General features: G+C 55.0%; 16 protein-coding genes and 6 tRNA genes. 10 read left to right on the top strand and 12 right to left on the bottom strand.

Annotation, left to right across the window (positions count from 1 at the left end; all coding sequences use genetic code 11):
• Window positions 1-399: 399 nt before the first annotated feature.
• Window positions 400-1524, bottom strand: a complete 1125-nt coding sequence (locus tag H7R73_RS18265) for a site-specific DNA-methyltransferase (protein ID WP_182951350.1) — start codon at window positions 1522-1524, stop codon at window positions 400-402.
• A 33-nt stretch (window positions 1525-1557) separates the two neighbouring features.
• Between H7R73_RS18265 and H7R73_RS18260 the strand changes: the two genes are divergently transcribed.
• Window positions 1558-2901: a DNA adenine methylase gene (locus tag H7R73_RS18260; protein WP_182951349.1), complete on the top strand. Its 1344-nt coding sequence runs from the start codon at window positions 1558-1560 to the stop codon at window positions 2899-2901.
• A 42-nt stretch (window positions 2902-2943) separates the two neighbouring features.
• On the opposite strand, the gene H7R73_RS18255 is transcribed toward H7R73_RS18260, so the two are convergent.
• Complete coding sequence (locus H7R73_RS18255; RefSeq protein ID WP_182951348.1) at window positions 2944-3090, bottom strand: hypothetical protein; 147 nt, start codon at window positions 3088-3090, stop codon at window positions 2944-2946.
• A 269-nt stretch (window positions 3091-3359) separates the two neighbouring features.
• On the bottom strand, window positions 3360-4085 hold the full coding sequence (locus tag H7R73_RS18250; RefSeq protein WP_182951347.1) for a phospholipase D family protein: 726 nt from the start codon (window positions 4083-4085) through the stop codon (window positions 3360-3362).
• Window positions 4086-5010: 925 nt separating this feature from the next.
• Here H7R73_RS18250 and rraB point away from each other — a divergent pair.
• Complete coding sequence (gene rraB, locus H7R73_RS18245) at window positions 5011-5346, top strand: ribonuclease E inhibitor RraB (RefSeq protein WP_039040164.1); 336 nt, start codon at window positions 5011-5013, stop codon at window positions 5344-5346.
• A 68-nt stretch (window positions 5347-5414) separates the two neighbouring features.
• Here the strand turns inward: rraB and H7R73_RS18240 are convergent, their stop codons facing one another.
• Window positions 5415-7388, bottom strand: a complete 1974-nt coding sequence (locus tag H7R73_RS18240) for a sensor domain-containing protein (protein WP_103259630.1) — start codon at window positions 7386-7388, stop codon at window positions 5415-5417.
• Window positions 7389-7554: 166 nt separating this feature from the next.
• Between H7R73_RS18240 and H7R73_RS18235 the strand changes: the two genes are divergently transcribed.
• The gene (locus H7R73_RS18235) at window positions 7555-8049 is read left to right on the top strand and encodes a hypothetical protein (protein ID WP_029314787.1); all 495 of its coding nucleotides are present in this window, start codon (window positions 7555-7557) and stop codon (window positions 8047-8049) included.
• Between the two features lie 143 nt (window positions 8050-8192).
• On the opposite strand, the gene H7R73_RS18230 is transcribed toward H7R73_RS18235, so the two are convergent.
• From H7R73_RS18230 to rsgA, 5 genes are read right to left on the bottom strand one after another with little or no spacing between them, the layout of a single operon-like run.
• Window positions 8193-8594, bottom strand: a complete 402-nt coding sequence (locus tag H7R73_RS18230; protein WP_103259631.1) for a hypothetical protein — start codon at window positions 8592-8594, stop codon at window positions 8193-8195.
• 2 nt (window positions 8595-8596) lie between these two features.
• A complete protein-coding gene (locus tag H7R73_RS18225; RefSeq protein WP_042865041.1) occupies window positions 8597-8848 on the bottom strand; it encodes a DUF2960 domain-containing protein in 252 nt (83 codons plus the stop codon).
• Window positions 8849-8852: 4 nt separating this feature from the next.
• Window positions 8853-9101, bottom strand: coding sequence for a VF530 family DNA-binding protein (locus H7R73_RS18220; RefSeq protein ID WP_041212447.1), 249 nt, complete (start codon window positions 9099-9101; stop codon window positions 8853-8855).
• Window positions 9098-9970: an archaetidylserine decarboxylase gene (gene asd, locus H7R73_RS18215; protein ID WP_039040204.1), complete on the bottom strand. Its 873-nt coding sequence runs from the start codon at window positions 9968-9970 to the stop codon at window positions 9098-9100. The genes H7R73_RS18220 and asd overlap by 4 nt, the downstream gene beginning before the upstream one ends.
• Window positions 9971-9999: 29 nt before the next feature.
• Entirely contained in the window at window positions 10000-11034 is a 1035-nt protein-coding gene (gene rsgA, locus H7R73_RS18210) for a small ribosomal subunit biogenesis GTPase RsgA (RefSeq protein ID WP_197971166.1), read from the bottom strand.
• A gap of 91 nt (window positions 11035-11125) precedes the next feature.
• Here rsgA and orn point away from each other — a divergent pair, with 91 nt between their 5' ends.
• The 7 genes from orn to H7R73_RS18175 all read left to right on the top strand — a co-directional run bounded on the left by orn (window position 11126) and on the right by H7R73_RS18175 (window position 12535).
• Window positions 11126-11671: an oligoribonuclease gene (gene orn, locus H7R73_RS18205; protein ID WP_041215717.1), complete on the top strand. Its 546-nt coding sequence runs from the start codon at window positions 11126-11128 to the stop codon at window positions 11669-11671.
• 177 nt (window positions 11672-11848) lie between these two features.
• A tRNA-Gly gene (locus H7R73_RS18200) sits at window positions 11849-11924 on the top strand.
• Window positions 11925-11956: 32 nt separating this feature from the next.
• A tRNA-Gly gene (locus tag H7R73_RS18195) sits at window positions 11957-12032 on the top strand.
• Between the two features lie 113 nt (window positions 12033-12145).
• Window positions 12146-12221, top strand: a tRNA-Gly gene (locus tag H7R73_RS18190).
• Between the two features lie 24 nt (window positions 12222-12245).
• A tRNA-Gly gene (locus tag H7R73_RS18185) sits at window positions 12246-12321 on the top strand.
• 38 nt (window positions 12322-12359) lie between these two features.
• Window positions 12360-12435 (top strand) — tRNA-Gly (locus H7R73_RS18180).
• A gap of 24 nt (window positions 12436-12459) precedes the next feature.
• Window positions 12460-12535 (top strand) — tRNA-Gly (locus H7R73_RS18175).
• A gap of 554 nt (window positions 12536-13089) precedes the next feature.
• Here the strand turns inward: H7R73_RS18175 and H7R73_RS18170 are convergent.
• From H7R73_RS18170 to H7R73_RS18160, 3 genes are all read right to left on the bottom strand, one after another.
• On the bottom strand, window positions 13090-13299 hold the full coding sequence (locus H7R73_RS18170) for a cold-shock protein (protein ID WP_005297820.1): 210 nt from the start codon (window positions 13297-13299) through the stop codon (window positions 13090-13092).
• A 293-nt stretch (window positions 13300-13592) separates the two neighbouring features.
• Entirely contained in the window at window positions 13593-14252 is a 660-nt protein-coding gene (locus H7R73_RS18165; protein ID WP_010675484.1) for a LysM-like peptidoglycan-binding domain-containing protein, read from the bottom strand.
• 99 nt (window positions 14253-14351) lie between these two features.
• Window positions 14352-16454 (bottom strand): methyl-accepting chemotaxis protein, encoded by a 2103-nt coding sequence (locus tag H7R73_RS18160; protein ID WP_103259633.1) that lies wholly within the window; start codon window positions 16452-16454, stop codon window positions 14352-14354.
• Between the last annotated feature and the right edge of the window lie 105 nt (window positions 16455-16559).

Raw genomic sequence — 16559 nt, 5'->3', positions numbered from 1 at the left:
TATGAAATTTCTCTGTCTTAATTGTTGGGTCATCAATGTGATATCTGTGATAAAGTCCGACAATAGTCTTAATGCCGTACAATAAAAAACACTGTGACATTTTACTTGTAATGCTGACTGGTTAGTAAATGAGTTTGATAAACTTTGAGGTAATGGTCTAAAATGTGGCGTTAGTTACGGATATATCTATGCAACGATATAGGTTTCCTATTATAGAGCATCTGGTTGGATCTAATTTTTATTAGATCCAACTTCTGTGTCTTTAAGCAATGCCTTGTCAAATGCCTTAAGTGTAAAATTTAACTATCAGTTCTATTTTTAGAATTAAAGAAATTCATTTTTTAGCAACAAGTTAGCTATATGAAGATAGTTTTTTGCGTGTCGGCATGGTTTGGGATTTTATATATAAAAGTCAAAGTTACCACCTCCTAGCCAATTTACTTCCTTCGATATCCCGCCTTCTTCACCACCCACTACTTTTTTCATTCTCTGTACAGCATAATCGAATATGTGGTCCCCTGATTCGATTCCTATATATGAACGCCCCATTTTATGTGCAACGGAGCATGTGGTTCCTGAGCCTAAAAAGGCGTCAAGTACTATATCTCCAGGTTTTGTAGCTATCTCAATGATTCTTTTCAATAATGATTCTGGTTTTGGTGTCTCAAATACAGACTGTTCTGGGAACAGTGACAAAATGTGCTGTTTGGCATCCTTTGTAGTTCCAACGTCTATTGCCAGCCATAGACTTTCAGGCGTTAGACCAATTTTTGACTCAGATAAAAACTTTTTCTTCCTTGGTGTGGCATCGCCATTCAGACCAAAATAAATATTGTTCTTTCTTATCTCATCAATCATTCTGGCTTCATTAAAAGCCCAGCATCGCCCCTTAGGAGGGGAGTATTTTCTTCCTGATGGGGACTCTATTTCATAGAATTGCGATTGAACTGCATGTCCTGCTTGAACATTTAATGAAATTGATTGCCATGGTCCTCTTGGATCATTGTCTGGATTCTTATATCTAGATAGCAATTCTTGCGAAGGTGCTAGCAAGTTACGATATTTAGAAAATTCACGAGCATTCTTTGCATACACAAGGATGTACTCGTGGTTTTTGGAGAATGTTTTTCTATTCTCTCTGGTTGTTCGATGTTGCCACGCTATAGTTGTGATAAAGTTCTTACGCCCAAAAACCTTATCTGCAATAACCTTCAGGTAGTGCATTTCATTATCATCAATTGATATCCATATGCTGCCATTAGAATCGAGTAATGGACTTAATAGGGATAGACATTTGAACATCATTTCTCCCCACTTTTCATGGGAAATATTATCTTCATAGTGTTCATAGTTATCCCCATTATTGTAAGGGGGGTCTATATAGATACATTTTATTTTTCCGTCAAACTTTGATGCTAGAAGGGGTAGGACATCGGTATTGCAACCGTGTATAATCTTCCTTGTTTGATCTGGGGTGATCGTTGGTTTTGTTATATCTTTAAGGTTCTTTACTCTGTAGGCCATAAAATGTCTGTTGATTTGTACAAAGAAGATCTAATGTTAACACAAACTGATTCGGGAGACACTGCTTCTGATGTTTTTCGTCCAATTCACTACTTAGGAAGTAAGTTAAGGGTTTTGGAGCAAATAGAGCGGCTTACTACAGAGATATGTGGTACAGGTCCCGTTTGTGACCTTTTCAGTGGTTCGGGTACAGTTTCTCATTATCTTGCTAAAAAGCGTGATGTCGTATGTAATGATGTGCAGGAATATTCGAAAACTATTAATTCCGGGCTTTTATGTTCTCGGCTTGATGAGCATGATATCCAGACTTTATTGCGTATTACGGAGAGGGCTAAGAATTCTGAAGTATTTAATGAACTTTCAGATGCAATGTCTGGTTTAATCTCATATGAGAAAGACAGTATTAATGCAGCTGAAAATGGCTCACCAGAGGCTTTGTGTGAGCTTATTGAATTTGGATCAATTGCTGCTTATTACCCTAGCATGAATGAGCGTCTTAATAAATTGTTGTACAATGCAAAAATTAATATAAGTATGTCTCCTAATGCTAACAAATACAACTTGTTGACGACATATTTTGGGGGCGTGTATTTTTCATTCTGGCAAACTGTAGCTTTTGACGCAATAAAGTCTATTATAGATAGTTTGCCAGTTCCTTTGCGAGACGTAGCGAATACCGCAGCTTTAAATTCATTAAGTGAATTGGTCAATACGGTAGGTAAACAATTTGCTCAACCACTTCGTCCGAGGGATAAAAATGGTATCCCAAAAAAGAACCTTGCACATTCCGTTAGGCGGGATAGGGATAAGGATGTATTTGCTTGCTTTAACACATCAATTCGAGCTGTGTTGAATAATAACAGATTTAGAGTGGGAAATGTCTCATTGAAAAGTGATTTTTCAGATTTACCACTTAATTATCGTAGCGATTTAAGTGGTATTTATGCTGATCCACCGTACACAAGAGATCATTACAGTCGTTTTTATCATGTATTGGAAACATATTGTCTATATGATTATCCAGAAATTAGCGTGGTGAAAAAAAATGGAGTGTTGACTCCAAGCCGTGGGGTTTATAGAGCTAGTAGACATCAGTCACCATTTTGCATTAGAAGTCAAGCAAGTGATGCCTTTAGGTCTATTTTTCTTCTTGGAAAAAAATATGAGTGCCCTATATTAATATCTTATTCTCCTTTTGAAAATGCAACAAGCCATCCCAGGGTAATGAGTCTTGACGATATTGTTGAGCTGGGAAGGGAATTTTATAAGACAGTTAGTATTGAGAGTGCTGGGCAATTGAGGCATAGTAAGCTAAATAAAAGTAGTCTGCATTTACCAGCCTCAGAGCAAGCTGAGGTTTTCATCGTTGCTGAATAAAGAGTGAAGTCATGCACATGGCATGACTTCACTGCTTGATTGTTAAAAAAATCTATCAAAGAAACTACCAACATCATTGATGATTTCTTCATCATGTTCTGCCTGAGCAAAAATTTCCTCAATAAAATCGTCGCTGGGAATTATTTTTCTCCTATTTTCATTTCCTTTTTCTTTAATGTTTTTTTCCAACCATGATGCTAGCACATTATATATAGCGTTGTCAGTGTCTGGAGCAATGAAGGTATACTTGTAACATTTTTCAGAAATAGGATAAAACAAACCAATTGGTTTTTTTATATAAGGTGAGTGTCCCTTGGGGAGATTTAGTTCAAAGTTGTAGTTGCTACTGTTTGGTTTGAAAATTGGAGGCCTTTTCTCAACTTCCGGGATCTGCTCTACTTTTTCATCAACATTTGGGAGGACGGCTATAAAGGAGAAAGTTTCACTTGTTTTTTCAGTTAATTCAAAAAAATCTCTAAATATTTTTTTCCAAAATTCACTTGGCTATAAGCATTCTTTCCGGTTCTTCCTTGTGGTATTTCTAGAATGAGAATATCCCTATTGCTTTTAAGTCCCTGTGATAGATCCTTTATCGACTTAATGTTTTTTGGTGTTCTTTCTTTTTTATTTGAAACAAAAGAATTATTTTTTATAGCTTCTTGGACTATATCTGAATCGATAGTATACAACCCTTCCTCGTTTAGCTTATTAAGCCATTCTTTCCATGCTTGATTTAGTGAGTCGGCATCTTCTTTGTTAATTATTTTAGTAATGGATGCAGCTTCCCAGTTATTCAGCAAACCATTTACAGTTAAATTTGATGAGCCAATGATGATTGAGCCAGTGTTTTTTCTGGATAAAGACCAAGAGAATTTTGGATGGAAAATTGTATTTCCAGTGCTTACATGAAAGAGAACTGTGAGAGTTTTATATTTGTTGAGTGCGTTTTTGATCACAGTTAACGTGTAACTGTTGGTCACGCTATCTGTTCCAACAATTAGTTGATAACAGCCTCCATTATCCATGAATTTTTTGAACTTCAATGAATTTAAAAATAAAGCTGCACCTTCGCCGCTAACAAATGCAAAGGCTCCACCGCCTGTAGCATCATGCTCTATATCTTGTAAAATAAAATCACATGCATTCTCAGAACCTGATGGACATTGCAATAAAATATTTTTCACATGAAGCCTCATTTGATTACTTCTTTTCTGCGAAATTAGCACTGTTCATGAGGCTATAGAAGGCCCTTTCATCAAAATTTCCACATAATGAGAGGTTACTCGAAAGAAACTAAAGTGTTCTTTCTACAGACGCGTCTATCACCTGACCTTTTTCGGCATGATGCAAGACCATCGATATGGCAGGTTGTTTTTTGTTCATTCTGATTAGGGAAGTCGGTGTCTGTCATGTGTTTATCCCTGCAGGAAACGACTTTCAGCCCATAGGGCGGTATTGCCAGATCTAGACCTGAAGCGCGTAACATTAGGCCCCATATGGTTGTTAGGTCTTGGCTGTATGATGGAAGGGATAGAAGCAAATCAGATATACGAGGATTATAAGCCTGCGCTCGGATTACCGAAACTTGCCAGAGATTGACCAGAGACGCATAACAAAAAGGCCTCGCATTGAAAGCGAAGCCTTGTAGGGTGTGCTATCCAGAGCCGTGGTATGAAAAGTGTCATGAGGATTTTCAATCCCCTGCTCTACCGACTGAGCTATCTGGGCAACGGCGCGCATTAAACCCTTTCTGGACTGAGGTGTCAACCACAGGCCGCAGATTGATGTACCGTTCGCTCGATATCCGAGCAATCTTCCCGTGATTGGACCGGTTTCCCCGTTTTAACCATGAAAAGAGGGGCGCCTGTGCGGCAGGGCGGGCCGACGGCCAGCAGAACATCATGAAGGATGGCGGGCTGCCTGACGTGCCGAGGGCTGCCCGTTGGCGCCAAGCCGGAAGAGGCGCCAGTTATCTTGGCCCATCGATTGAGCCTGCCGCGCTCTGCGGGTATGCTTTGCCGCACTCATCCCCTGGCCATGGTCCGGGCCGACGCGGCTGGCAGGGGTGACATCCATCCAACACCGCCTGGGGTTTATATGAATACCAATATGCAAGAGTGGCGCGAAGAGACCGCCGCCATCGTCAACGAGCTGCTGGCCGATGGCAGCAACCCGGATCTGGATTACGAGATTGAGCACCACTTTGCCTGCCAGAAGTTCGATCTGCTGGAGAAGGCGGCGGTCGATCTGTTCAAGGCCGGTTTCGACGTGACCGACGCCGAGGAGATGGAGCTGGACGACGGCGCTACCATCTTCTGTTTCGACGCCATGGTGGAGTGCAAGCTGGACATCGACACCATCGTCGCCGACATCGAGAAGATGCTGCCCATCCTCGAGAAATACGGGGTGGACTACGACGGCTGGGGCACCTACTTCCAGGAGTAAGTGCGCCAGATCACGTACGCTTTGCAAAAACAACAAGGCCACCCTCGGGTGGCCTTGTTGTTGCTGGCTTACTGCTCCGGTAGCTGGTAGCTGCGGGCAAAGTCGGCCGGTGGGAGGGGGCGGCTGAACAGATAGCCTTGCAGCCGATCGCAACCGACCTGCACCAGCCAGGCCTGCTGCTCCGGTGTCTCCACCCCTTCGGCGGTGATCTTGATGCCAAGCTCGTGGCCCAACCCGATGACGGAACGCACGATGGCGGTGGTGGCCTGGTTGGTGGCCAGCCCCTGGGTGAAGCTTTTGTCGAGCTTGAGGGTCACCACCTGCAGCCTGGGAAGATAGGCGAGGGAGCAGTAGCCGGTGCCGAAGTCGTCGATGGCGAGCTGGAAGCCCGCCTCGATGAGGCTGGCCAGGTTGCTCTCTATCTCGTCGGCATTCTCCATCAGCACCCCTTCGGTGATCTCCAGCTCCAGTTGCCAGGGGGCGAGCCCGTGGCGCGCGATGCAGTCGAAGATCTGCGGGCAGAGCTCGGGATCGCGGAACTGCAGGGGCGAGAGGTTGATGGAGAGCACCAGATCCGGGGCCGCCACCTGCCAGCGGGCAAGCTGGGCACAGCCGAGCTCCAGCATCAGCTGGCCGAGCTGGCCGATGAGCCCCAGCTCCTCCGCCAGCGGGATGAACTCGTCGGGGGAGATCATGCCGAATTCGGGATGGGGCCAGCGGCAGAGCAGCTCAGCCCCGTGCAGCCGGTTGCTGTGGGTACAGATGATGGGCTGGTAGACGGCGGTCAGTTCGGCGGACTTGATGGCGAGTGGCAACTGGGCGGCGATGAGCTGGCGGCGTTTGAGCTTGGCATCGAGTGCGGGGTCGAACAGGGTGCAGTGCTGCTGCTGGCGCTTGCCCTGGGCCAGGGCGGCCTCGGCGTGGCTCAGCAGACGCTCGGCATCCTTGGCCTTGCCATGGGCGATGCCGAGGAACACCGGGATCTGGATCCTGTGCTCCTCGACCTGGTAGGGCGTCATCAGCTCCTGCTGCAGGTTGCGGCTCCACGCATCCAGAGAGAGGGGGAGCTCGGGCAGCAGCAGGGCGAAGTCATCCGCCGCGACCCGGCAGAGCAGGGACTGGGGCGGCGCCAGTCGTTGCAGGCGACGGGCCACCTGGCTCAGCAGGCGGTCGGCGACCCGTATGCCGAAGCGATCGTTGATCTCGCGAAAATGTTGCAGATCCACCAGCAGCAGGCTGGCCTTGCGGGCGCCCAGATGACGGCTGGTCTGGAGGAAGTGGGAGAGCTTGAGCAGGCCGGTCAGGCTGTCGTAGTGCTGCTCCTGCTGCAACTGGGCCTGGGTGGTGCGCAGCCCGGTGATGTCGCGGCTAAGGGTAAGGATGCCGAGGGAGTTGCCCTCGTCATCCGGCACCTCGACCCGGGTGACCTCCAGATGGCGGCCTCTGCCTTGGGCATCCACCACGCAATACTCCCCCTGACCCAGGGTCTGTTCGACGGGCAGCCGGGGCGGGACGCGCCGACCCAGAGCCTCGCTTGCCACCAGCCCCATGAAGTCGAGAAAGGCCTGGTTGCAGTCGATGAGCACGCCCTGGTGATCCTCGAGACGGATGAGGTCGGGAATGGCATCCAGCAGGCGGCGTTGCAGCAACTGCTGCTGGCGGAAGGTTTGCTCCAGCTCCTTGCGCTGATCGATGGCGCTGACCATGGCAAACAGCGCGATGGGATCGCCGTGCTCGTCATACAGGGGAACCTTGTTGATCTCCATCCAGCTGGCGCCTTCGCCGCTGTGGCAATGGAGCTGCTGGTGCAGCAGGGGTTTGCCGTCGGCCAGCAGGCGGTCATCTTCCTCCCGGAATACATCCCCCCAGGGCATCTCGGCATCGCTCTTGCCAATGAGTTCGCTCGGGTCTTGCAGGCCGGCTTCTCTGGCGAATGCCTTGTTGGCAAACAGGTACCGTCCGTGCTTGTCCCGGCAGAAGATATTCATGGGTAACTGGTCGATGATCTGCTGCAGCAGCGCCAGGGAGAGCGAAGAAGTCACGAGAGCACTCACGGGGGAGACTTCGAGCAAATCTATGATAACAGGTGGGTTTTGTAAAGCCTGGGTTAAGAGTACGCCATTTGTGCGGATCCCTGCTGACAGTCTGTGTCGCGATCGCCATAATAGCCGCCGGTCGGCCTATGGCCTTATGGATGAGAGAAGCAGCATGAAGAAGATAATGGGGGGCGCCCTGGCCCTGTTGATGGTGGGTTGTGCGAGCGACAACAACGGCGGCGAGCAGTATCGCTATACCCCGCCGGTTGCCAAGGCAACCAACAACACCCAGGAGATGGCGATCCCGGTGGATCTGGTGTGGGCCCGTGCCGAGAAGTGGTTCGGCGATCACGGCCTGAACATCGAGAACAGCCAGCGTGGTGCCGGTCTGATGACCGCCAACGTGGAAAACTCGGCCGATGGTCTGGAGTGGCTGGATTGCGGCACCATGGGGTCCAAGGTGGCGCTGGGCAACCCCAACCTGCAGATCAACCTGATCATCACCCAGAGCGGCAACAACAGCGTCGCCACCGTGAATGTCAAGGGCAATACCCAGCTCTACTTCGTCGAGTCCTCCGGCGAGCGGGTACTGGCTCCCTCCATCACCCCGGTGTGCGTCTCCCGCGGCAGCCTGGAACAGAGCCTGTTCTCCACCCTCGGCAATTAAGTTGCGCCGAGTGCCAGCAAAAACCCCGTTGCCTGCAACGGGGTTTTTTGTTTCCGGCCTGGCGACAAGGTACATGTGGCCGTTGTCGATAGCCGCAAAAAACAACCCCCGGCAGGGACGGGGGTTGAATAGATACGGGTGGCTTAGCGGACGACGTCGCCGTGAAACAGCGTCTGCTCGCCGGCTTTGAGTACATAGCCCTTCCAGGGGAAGAGCTGATAGCCGCCGCCCTGCCAGGACCAGTTGCCCTCTTCGCCCTGGCGGATCAGCCGAATTGGCTCGCCTTCTGGCAGGGTCAGCTCGGCCTGACTCTGATCGGCATTGAACAGCACGAAGGCGCTGACGGTCTGACCGGCATCGGTCGGATTGAGGCGAATGCCCTGCTCGAACAGCCGCACGCACTGGCCTGCCAGCGCCGACCACTGATAGCCCGCGCTGCCGATGCAGCCATGTTCGTCGCGATCCGCGCCGACCAGGGGTTCCCTCGGTGTCGTGTTGCAGGCGGCCAGCAGCAGGGTGGCCGCCATCAGGGTCAGGGTGCGCATGGTTACTCCTTGGCGTCCCGTTCGATGACGATGCTGGAGAAGCCCAGCTCCTTGAAGTAGTTCTCCCGGTAATCCTTCACGCTCTTCTTGTCGCGGCGGCACACCTGGGCCAGCTGCTCTTCCATGGCGTGGAAGCGGGTCAGATCGATCCCCTCGGCGGCGGCAACGGCATCATAGATGCTGTTGAACTTGTCGTTGGCGTAGCCAATCTCCCTGGCCTGCTTCTTGTAGGTGTAGGTAATCTTGAACGCCATGGCGTCACTCCTTCTCTTTGGCCTGCTTGCGCTGGACGTACAGATAGAGGCTTTCGACCTTCTCTCTGGCCCAGGGGGTCTTGCGCAAGAACTTCAGGCTGGACTTGATGCTGGGATTATCGGTGAAGCAGCGGATATTGATCTGCTGCCCCAGCGCTTCCCAGCCATAGTGCGCGACCAGGGCGGTGACGATGGCCTCCAGGGTCAGCCCGTGCAGCGGGTTGTTCTTCTGGGAAGCGGGTTGATCGCTCATGCTTGTGCCGCCAGGGTGGCAAAGGGCTGACCCATGCGGGTGGTGACCCCGTTGGCCAGGTGCGGCTCGAAACCGGCCAGCATGCCCGGGCCAAACAGGCAGACGACTGTGCTGCCCAGCTTGAACAGGCCCATCTCGGCCCCCTTTTGCAGGGTGATGGCTTCATCGCCGGTGTAGTCCCAGCGCACCACCTTCTTCTCTTTGGTCGGCGCTATGTTGCCGGCCCAGATGGTTTCGATGCTCGCGACGATAGTGGCACCGACCAGCACCAGGGCCATGGGGCCGTGGGGGGTTCGGAAGGTGGCCACCACCCGCTCGTTGCGGGCAAACAGGTTGGGCACGTTCTCGGCCGTGAGGGGGTTGACGGAGAAGAGATCCCCCGGCACGAACACCATGCTCTCCAGCACGCCGTCCAGCGGCATGTGGATGCGGTGGTAATCCTTGGGTGCCAGATAGATGGTAGCGAAGTCGCCATCCTTGAACGGGGCCACCAGATCCTCATAGCCCCCCAGCAGCTCGCGGGCGCTGTAGTCGTGGCCCTTGGCCTGGATGATGCGACCTTGGCTGATGGGCCCGAGCTGGCTGACGGTGCCATCCACCGGCAGGGCCAGGGTCATGGCGTCTTCCACCACGGGGCGGATGCCGGGCTTGAGCTCGCGAGTGAAGAAAGCGTTGAAGCTCTTGTAGTGGGCAGGACTCTCGTGCAGCGCCTCGCTCATGTCGACCTGGTACTGCTTGATAAAGGCCTCGATCACCCTGGTGGTGAGGTTGCCCGCTTCGGCGGCGGCAAGTTTGCCCACCAGGCGGGAGAGGGCGTGTTTGGGCAGGCAGTATTGACCGGCAATTTTCAGGTTGTCAGTGATGCTCATGATCTTCATCTGGGAATGAGTTGAACGGGTCACAGCCGCGCCTGTTGGCGACCGTGGCGGGCTTCCTGCATGGTTTCCAGGATGCGGTGGTAGTTGTGGAAGCGATCGGCGCTGATGGCGCCCGCTTCGACCGCGGCGCGCAGGGCGCAGCCGGGATCATCCTTGTGGGTGCAGTCGCGGAACTTGCAGCCACCCAGGTAGTCGCGAAACTCGACGAAGCACCAGGTGATGCGGTCGGCTTCCAGGTGCCAGAGGGCGAACTCGCGGATCCCGGGGGAGTCGATGAGATCGCCGCCGCTCGGGAAGTGGTAGAGCCGTGCCGTGGTGGTGGTGTGCTGGCCGAGCCCCGAGTTCTCGGAGATCTCGCCGGTGAGCACGTCCAGCCCCGGCATCAGGGCGTTGGTGAGGGATGACTTGCCCACCCCGGACTGGCCCACGAAGATGCTGATCTTGTCGGTGAGCGCCGCCTTGAGGGCGTCGATGCCCTCACCGCTCTCGCAGCTCACCAGCAGCACCTCGTAACCGAGCTTGCGGTAGGTCTCGAGCTGGTGCTCGATACGGGCGCGGGCCGCGTCATCGAGCATGTCGACCTTGTTCAGCACGATGAGGGGCGCTATCTCCACATCTTCTGCCGCCACCAGGTAGCGGTCGACGATGTTGGTGGAGAACTCGGGCATCACCGCCGAGACGATGATGATCTTGTCGATGTTGGCGGCGATGGGCTTGACCCCGTCGTAGAAGTCCGGCCGGGTCAGCACCGAGTGGCGCGGATGCACCGCCTCGATGACGCCGGCAGTCGAGGCATTGAGGCCGGGGCGCCACACCACCTTGTCGCCGCACACCAGGCTGCTGATGCTGCTGCGCCGCAGGTTGCTGCGGTGGATGGCACCATCGCTCGCCTCGACATCCGCGTGCTGGCCGAAACGGCTGATCACCACCCCTTCGATGGCGGGGCCGAACAGGGTGTCATCGACCACTGTGGTGTGCTCTTTTTGCAGCCGCCGCTCGCGGTTGGCCTGGACGCGCCTTTGTTGACCCAGATTGAGTTTTGCTTTCTTTGCCACGGGGTTTGCCAGTTTATGAACAGATTCAAAGCCAGTATGATACATGCAAATTGGCAAAATTCCGCCATTCCTCCCAATAGAGAGAGCAATCATGACAGTCAGCGCGCAGAACCTGGTATGGATCGACATGGAGATGACGGGTCTGGACCCCGAAGAGAACGTGGTACTGGAGATCGCCACCATCGTCACCGACAAGGACCTGAACGTGCTGGCCGAAGGGCCGGTCATCGCCATCCACCAGAGCGAGGAAGAGCTGGGCAAGATGGATGACTGGAACGTCAACACCCACACCAAGAGCGGGCTGGTGGCCCGGGTCAAGGCGAGTCAATACGACGAGGCCAAGGCCGTTGCCGAGACCCTCGCCTTCATTCGCCAGTGGGTGCCGGAGCGCACCAGCCCCCTGTGCGGCAACAGCATCGGCCAGGATCGCCGCTTCATGGTCAAGCACATGAGCGATCTGGAAGCCTTCTTCCATTACCGCAACGTGGACGTCAGCACCATCAAGGAGCTGGTCCGTCGCTGGCAGCCTGAACTGCTGGATCAGTTCAAGAAGAGCGGCTCCCACCAGGCGCTGGACGACATCCGCGAATCCATCGCCGAACTGCAGTTCTACCGCACCCACGTCTTCAAAATCTGAGTGGCTGGCAAGGGTTTGCCGTCGTTCGGTTGCTAAAATCAGCAGTTCGGCCAGCTTTTGAGCGAACGGCTGCAACCAGACAAAAAAGCCCTTGCAATTGGAATGTCTGCTCTTATAATTCGGCTCCCGTACAGTAGCGCAAGCAACCAAATGCTGTACGGTCTGTTTTCAGGTTTTGCGGGAATAGCTCAGTTGGTAGAGCACGACCTTGCCAAGGTCGGGGTCGCGAGTTCGAGTCTCGTTTCCCGCTCCAATCATCAGCACAGCCTCAAGACAATCCATGTTGCGGGAATAGCTCAGTTGGTAGAGCACGACCTTGCCAAGGTCGGGGTCGCGAGTTCGAGTCTCGTTTCCCGCTCCAATATGCAGTGCCGGAGTCACCGCGTTGGTAGAGCATGTTGAGTGCTTGCCAAGGTCGGGGTAGCGAGCGCGAATCTCGTTGCTGGCTCCAAAATATGTAAGTGATATTCCGATGCGGGAATAGCTCAGTTGGTAGAGCACGACCTTGCCAAGGTCGGGGTCGCGAGTTCGAGTCTCGTTTCCCGCTCCAATCACTTGCAGATGACATTCTGTTGCGGGAATAGCTCAGTTGGTAGAGCACGACCTTGCCAAGGTCGGGGTCGCGAGTTCGAGTCTCGTTTCCCGCTCCAAACAGTGTCCGGTAGATATGTGTAAGTGATATTCCGTTGCGGGAATAGCTCAGTTGGTAGAGCACGACCTTGCCAAGGTCGGGGTCGCGAGTTCGAGTCTCGTTTCCCGCTCCAATCACTTGCAGATGACATCCTGTTGCGGGAATAGCTCAGTTGGTAGAGCACGACCTTGCCAAGGTCGGGGTCGCGAGTTCGAGTCTCGTTTCCCGCTCCAATCTCTCTTCGAACCCTTCGAATTCAATCTCTCCCCCAAGTACACGAATCCAGTTTCTCAGTACCATCACTGCCGCGTCCTGTTGGTAGAGCATGATCCGCGCTTGCCAAGGCTGGGGTCGCGAGTTCGAGTCTCGTTTCCCGCTCCAATCTCTCTTCGACGTCCTCATAATCCCTTTGAATTGCCCATCACATCGCGCCGCGATGATTTGTCGTATCCGGCGTTTGCCTGCTTTCTCTCTTCCCCGCACATCCCAAGTCATAAGACCAAGATGTATTGCTTGCTAATAGCCTCCCGGAGATCGGGCACAACCCTTTGCGGTCGGCTAACAGGCTTGGCAGGGCCTGAATGACAGACAGTGGCTCGCTATAAGTTAAAACCGGGGCATTTAACCAAAACTCATCATTTTGATTTATAGCGGCTGGTGGCGGCCATAAGCGGCTTGCAGGTGGGGATGGCAAGCCCGGCAAGAGCTCTGCCGGTCGGGAAGGAAAGATCGCGGGCAAAAAAATAGGAGGGGCGATGGCTCCTCCTACGGGTTCACTGGCGCTGGCTCAGATAACGGTGACGTTCTCGGCCTGAGGGCCTTTTTTGCCCTGGGTCACAGTGAACTGGACTTTTTGACCTTCAGCCAGGGTCTTGAAACCTGCGCTCTGGATGGAGGAGAAGTGAACGAAAACGTCCGGTCCCTGGGATTGCTCGATGAAGCCAAAACCCTTGGTTTCGTTGAACCATTTTACTTGGCCGGTGCGAATGTCAGACATGTGGTAAGTCCTATCTATAACAAAATGAAACTAAGCCTGGTTGGGCAGCATTTGCCTGGAAGTCAGGGGTTGAAGCATGACTGACCACGTCTCTTTGTCCCAGTAGCATGTAGCACAATCCCTGTCTAAAGCCTGACCGATTGTACTGGAGCCCGATCCCTTGTCAATTTGGCACTTTTCATTTTTTGAGCGAGCTAAAAGTATTGTGAAGTCAGCAGCTTGTTTCATGCTTCACATCAAAAAAAACGGGAAGCCATGGCCTCCCGTCTGCATAAGGGGGGTGGTCGAGCCCCTTATTCCTTGAGGGCGAACCCTTCCCCCTGGCGGTCGTAGCGGTAGCTGACCTGACCGAGAGAGCGGACCTCGACCCGCTGGATGCGGCGGCTGGTGTCCACCAGGATGAACACCGACTTGCCCGACTGCAGCCGGGTCAGCGGCCTGTCCGGCCCTTCGATGGCGATGAGCCGGCTGAGCTCGGCCCCCGGCAGCTCGAACTTGCGGAAGATGGAGTAGAGGGTTTCACCGGCCTGCACGTCGTGCTGCAACCAGGTGCCATCCACTTTTTCCTCGACGGGCTTGGCGGCCTGGGGCTCACCGGCGTTGCCGACGGTCAGGGCCTGGGCCGGCACGGCCAGGGGGACCGCCAGAGAGCCTGACGGCGCCGTGGTCGGGGCGGCGGGGGCGGGCTCCCAGGCCAGCACCAGCAGCCAGAGCGGGATCAGCACCAGCAACCCTATGGTGTGTTTGCGGGGCAGGGGGCTTGCCAGCTTGAACGAGGCCGCCTTCGGCTCCTTGTTGCGCTGACCCAAGCCACTCATGCCCTGGCCGAGACGCTGGCGCAGGGGCAGGGTAGCCGCGTTGATACGTTGGAGCAGGGTTCCTTGTGATTCGTCTTGGCGACGCTGCTGGGCTCGTCTGTTATGGCCACGTGGGCGACGGTCCGGGGTGGGCACGGCATTTACCTCTCACTACATTGCCTGCCATCAGGCAAATATGCCGCCTATGGTAAACGGACTCGTCCCCGAGGGGGAGAGTCCGGAGCATGAAAATTATCAGCTGAGACGAAACTGACCCAACAATTGCTGCAAACGTTCCGCCGCCTGACGCAAGGCCTGACTGGCGTTGGCCGTGCTGGTGGCGTCCCTGGCGATGTCGTTGGCCAGTGCGCTGGTTTTTGACAGATTGCCGGAGACGGTCTCGGAAACCGAGCTCTGCTCCTCGGCGGCGGAGGCGATCTGGTAGGTCATGTCGTTGATGGTGGCGATGGCCTGGAAGATGCTGCCGAGGGCCGCCTCCGCCTGATCCGCTTCCCCCACCGCCTGATGGGTCAGCTGCTGGCTCTGCTGGATGGCGTTGACCGCGTTGGTGGAGCTGTGGCGGATCTTGTCGATCAGCTCCTGGGTATTCTGCACCGCCTGCTGGGTGTTGCCCGCCAGCTTGCGCACCTCGTCGGCCACCACCGCAAAACCGCGCCCCTGCTCGCCGGCCCGGGCCGCCTCGATGGCGGCGTTGAGCGCCAGCAGGTTGGTCTGATCGGCGATCCCCTGGATGACGGTGAGGATGCTGGTGATCTGCTCGCTGTCGTGAGCCAGCCCTTCCACCACTTCGGCTCCCTTGCCCGCCTCGGCGGCCACCTTGTGCATGGAGTGGATCACCCGCTGGAAGCGTACCTTGCCCTCGTCCGCCGCGCTCTGGGCCTGCTTGGCGGAGTCGGCGGTGTTGTTGGCGTGGGTGGCCACCTCCTGGCTGACGTAGGACATCTCCTGTACCGCGGTCAGCATCTGCTCCATCTCGGCCTGATGATGCTGCAGGTTGCTGTCGGTCTGGCCGGCGATGCGATCGGTATCCCCAGCGTGGCGATGGACCTCGCTGGCGGTCTTCTGCACATCCCCGAGCAGGGCCTGCAGCTTGTCGATGAAGCGATTGATGCCCCGGGCCAGGGCCCCCAGCTCGTCCCGGGAGCGGCTCTCCAGACGCTTGGTGAGATCCCCGTCGCCGTCGGCGATGTCATCCACCAGGCTGACCATCTGGCGGATGGGGCCCGTGATGCTGCGGGCAATGACCAGCATGGTGCCAAGGGCCAGCGCCAGTACGATGAGGGCACCGATGAGCTGCTGGGTCATGGCGGCGCGGTTCATGTCGGTGAGCTGGCGTGCCAGCTCGTCCGCTCCCGCCAGCACCACCTTGTAGGGCAGGGTGACGATGATGGCCCAGTTGCGGGCCATGCCGGGCACCGCGATGGGCACCGAGATGCGAAACGCATCGTCGAGCTCCTGGCGCTGCACGTCCGGTTTGAGGTACTGCTGCCAGCCGTTGCCGAGCACCTTGTCGGCGCGGCTGCCGAGCAGGCTGGCGTCGCCGCTGGTACCGGTGATGACGCCGGCGGCGCTGACGATCAGGGTCTCCCCCTTGCCGTCATAGATGTTGCTGTTGAGGGACTGGGCCTGGCGGCTGATGGAATCCACCGCCAGATCCAGCGCGGCGATGCCCTTGAACCGGCCATCCACCAGGATGGGGGTGGTGATGGTGCTCACCAGCACCTGCTGGCCGTTGATGTCCACCTTGAAGGGGTCGATGAGGCAGGGGCGCCCCTCCCGTTTCGGGCAGGCGTAGTAGTCGTTGGCCGGGTTGCCGAACTCGTCCGGATCGCTCTTCTCGATGGAGAGCAGCAGGTCGGTGCCTATGCTCTCCTTGTCGCGATAGAAATAGGGAACGAAGCGCCCCTTGTCGTCGCTGCCGAGCGCGCTCTGGCCGGCGAAGCTTTCGTCCTGGCCGTCGAAGCCGTTGGGCTCGAATCCCGCGAAGGCGCCATAGAGCTGGGGCTCCAAAGCAAGCTGGGCCTTGAGCAGGTCAGTGGCTTGCTGGCGATCCAGCGGCAGCTTGCCCTCCTGCTGGCGGGCGAAGACGCTGGCCATCTGCTGGGTGTAGGAGAGCCCCTTTTGCAGCAGCTGGGTGATGGTGGCGGCCTCGGCACGGGCGTTGGCGCTCACCTTCTGCCACGCCTCCTGTTGCAGGGCGGCGCGGCTGGAGTCGATGGTGAGCTGCTGGGTCTGCCGGCCTGAATACTGGTTGAGCAGGATCAGGATGACCAGGGCCGTGGTCATGGCGACACCGGCCAGTACCAGGATACGATTCTGGATAGAACGAAACTGCATCGCGCGTTCCTTGTATCGTTGAGGGTTCGTTGACGGGGTGACTGAAGTATCGGCTGTGCGGGAGATCTCTCCAGCGACCTCGCCTAGCTAAGCGGGAAAAAAGGG

It is taken from the genome of Aeromonas sp. WP2-W18-CRE-05, assembly GCF_014168615.1.
Taxonomy (GTDB): Bacteria; Pseudomonadota; Gammaproteobacteria; order Enterobacterales; family Aeromonadaceae; genus Aeromonas; species Aeromonas caviae.
This window is presented reverse-complemented; position numbering and strand designations above follow the sequence as displayed.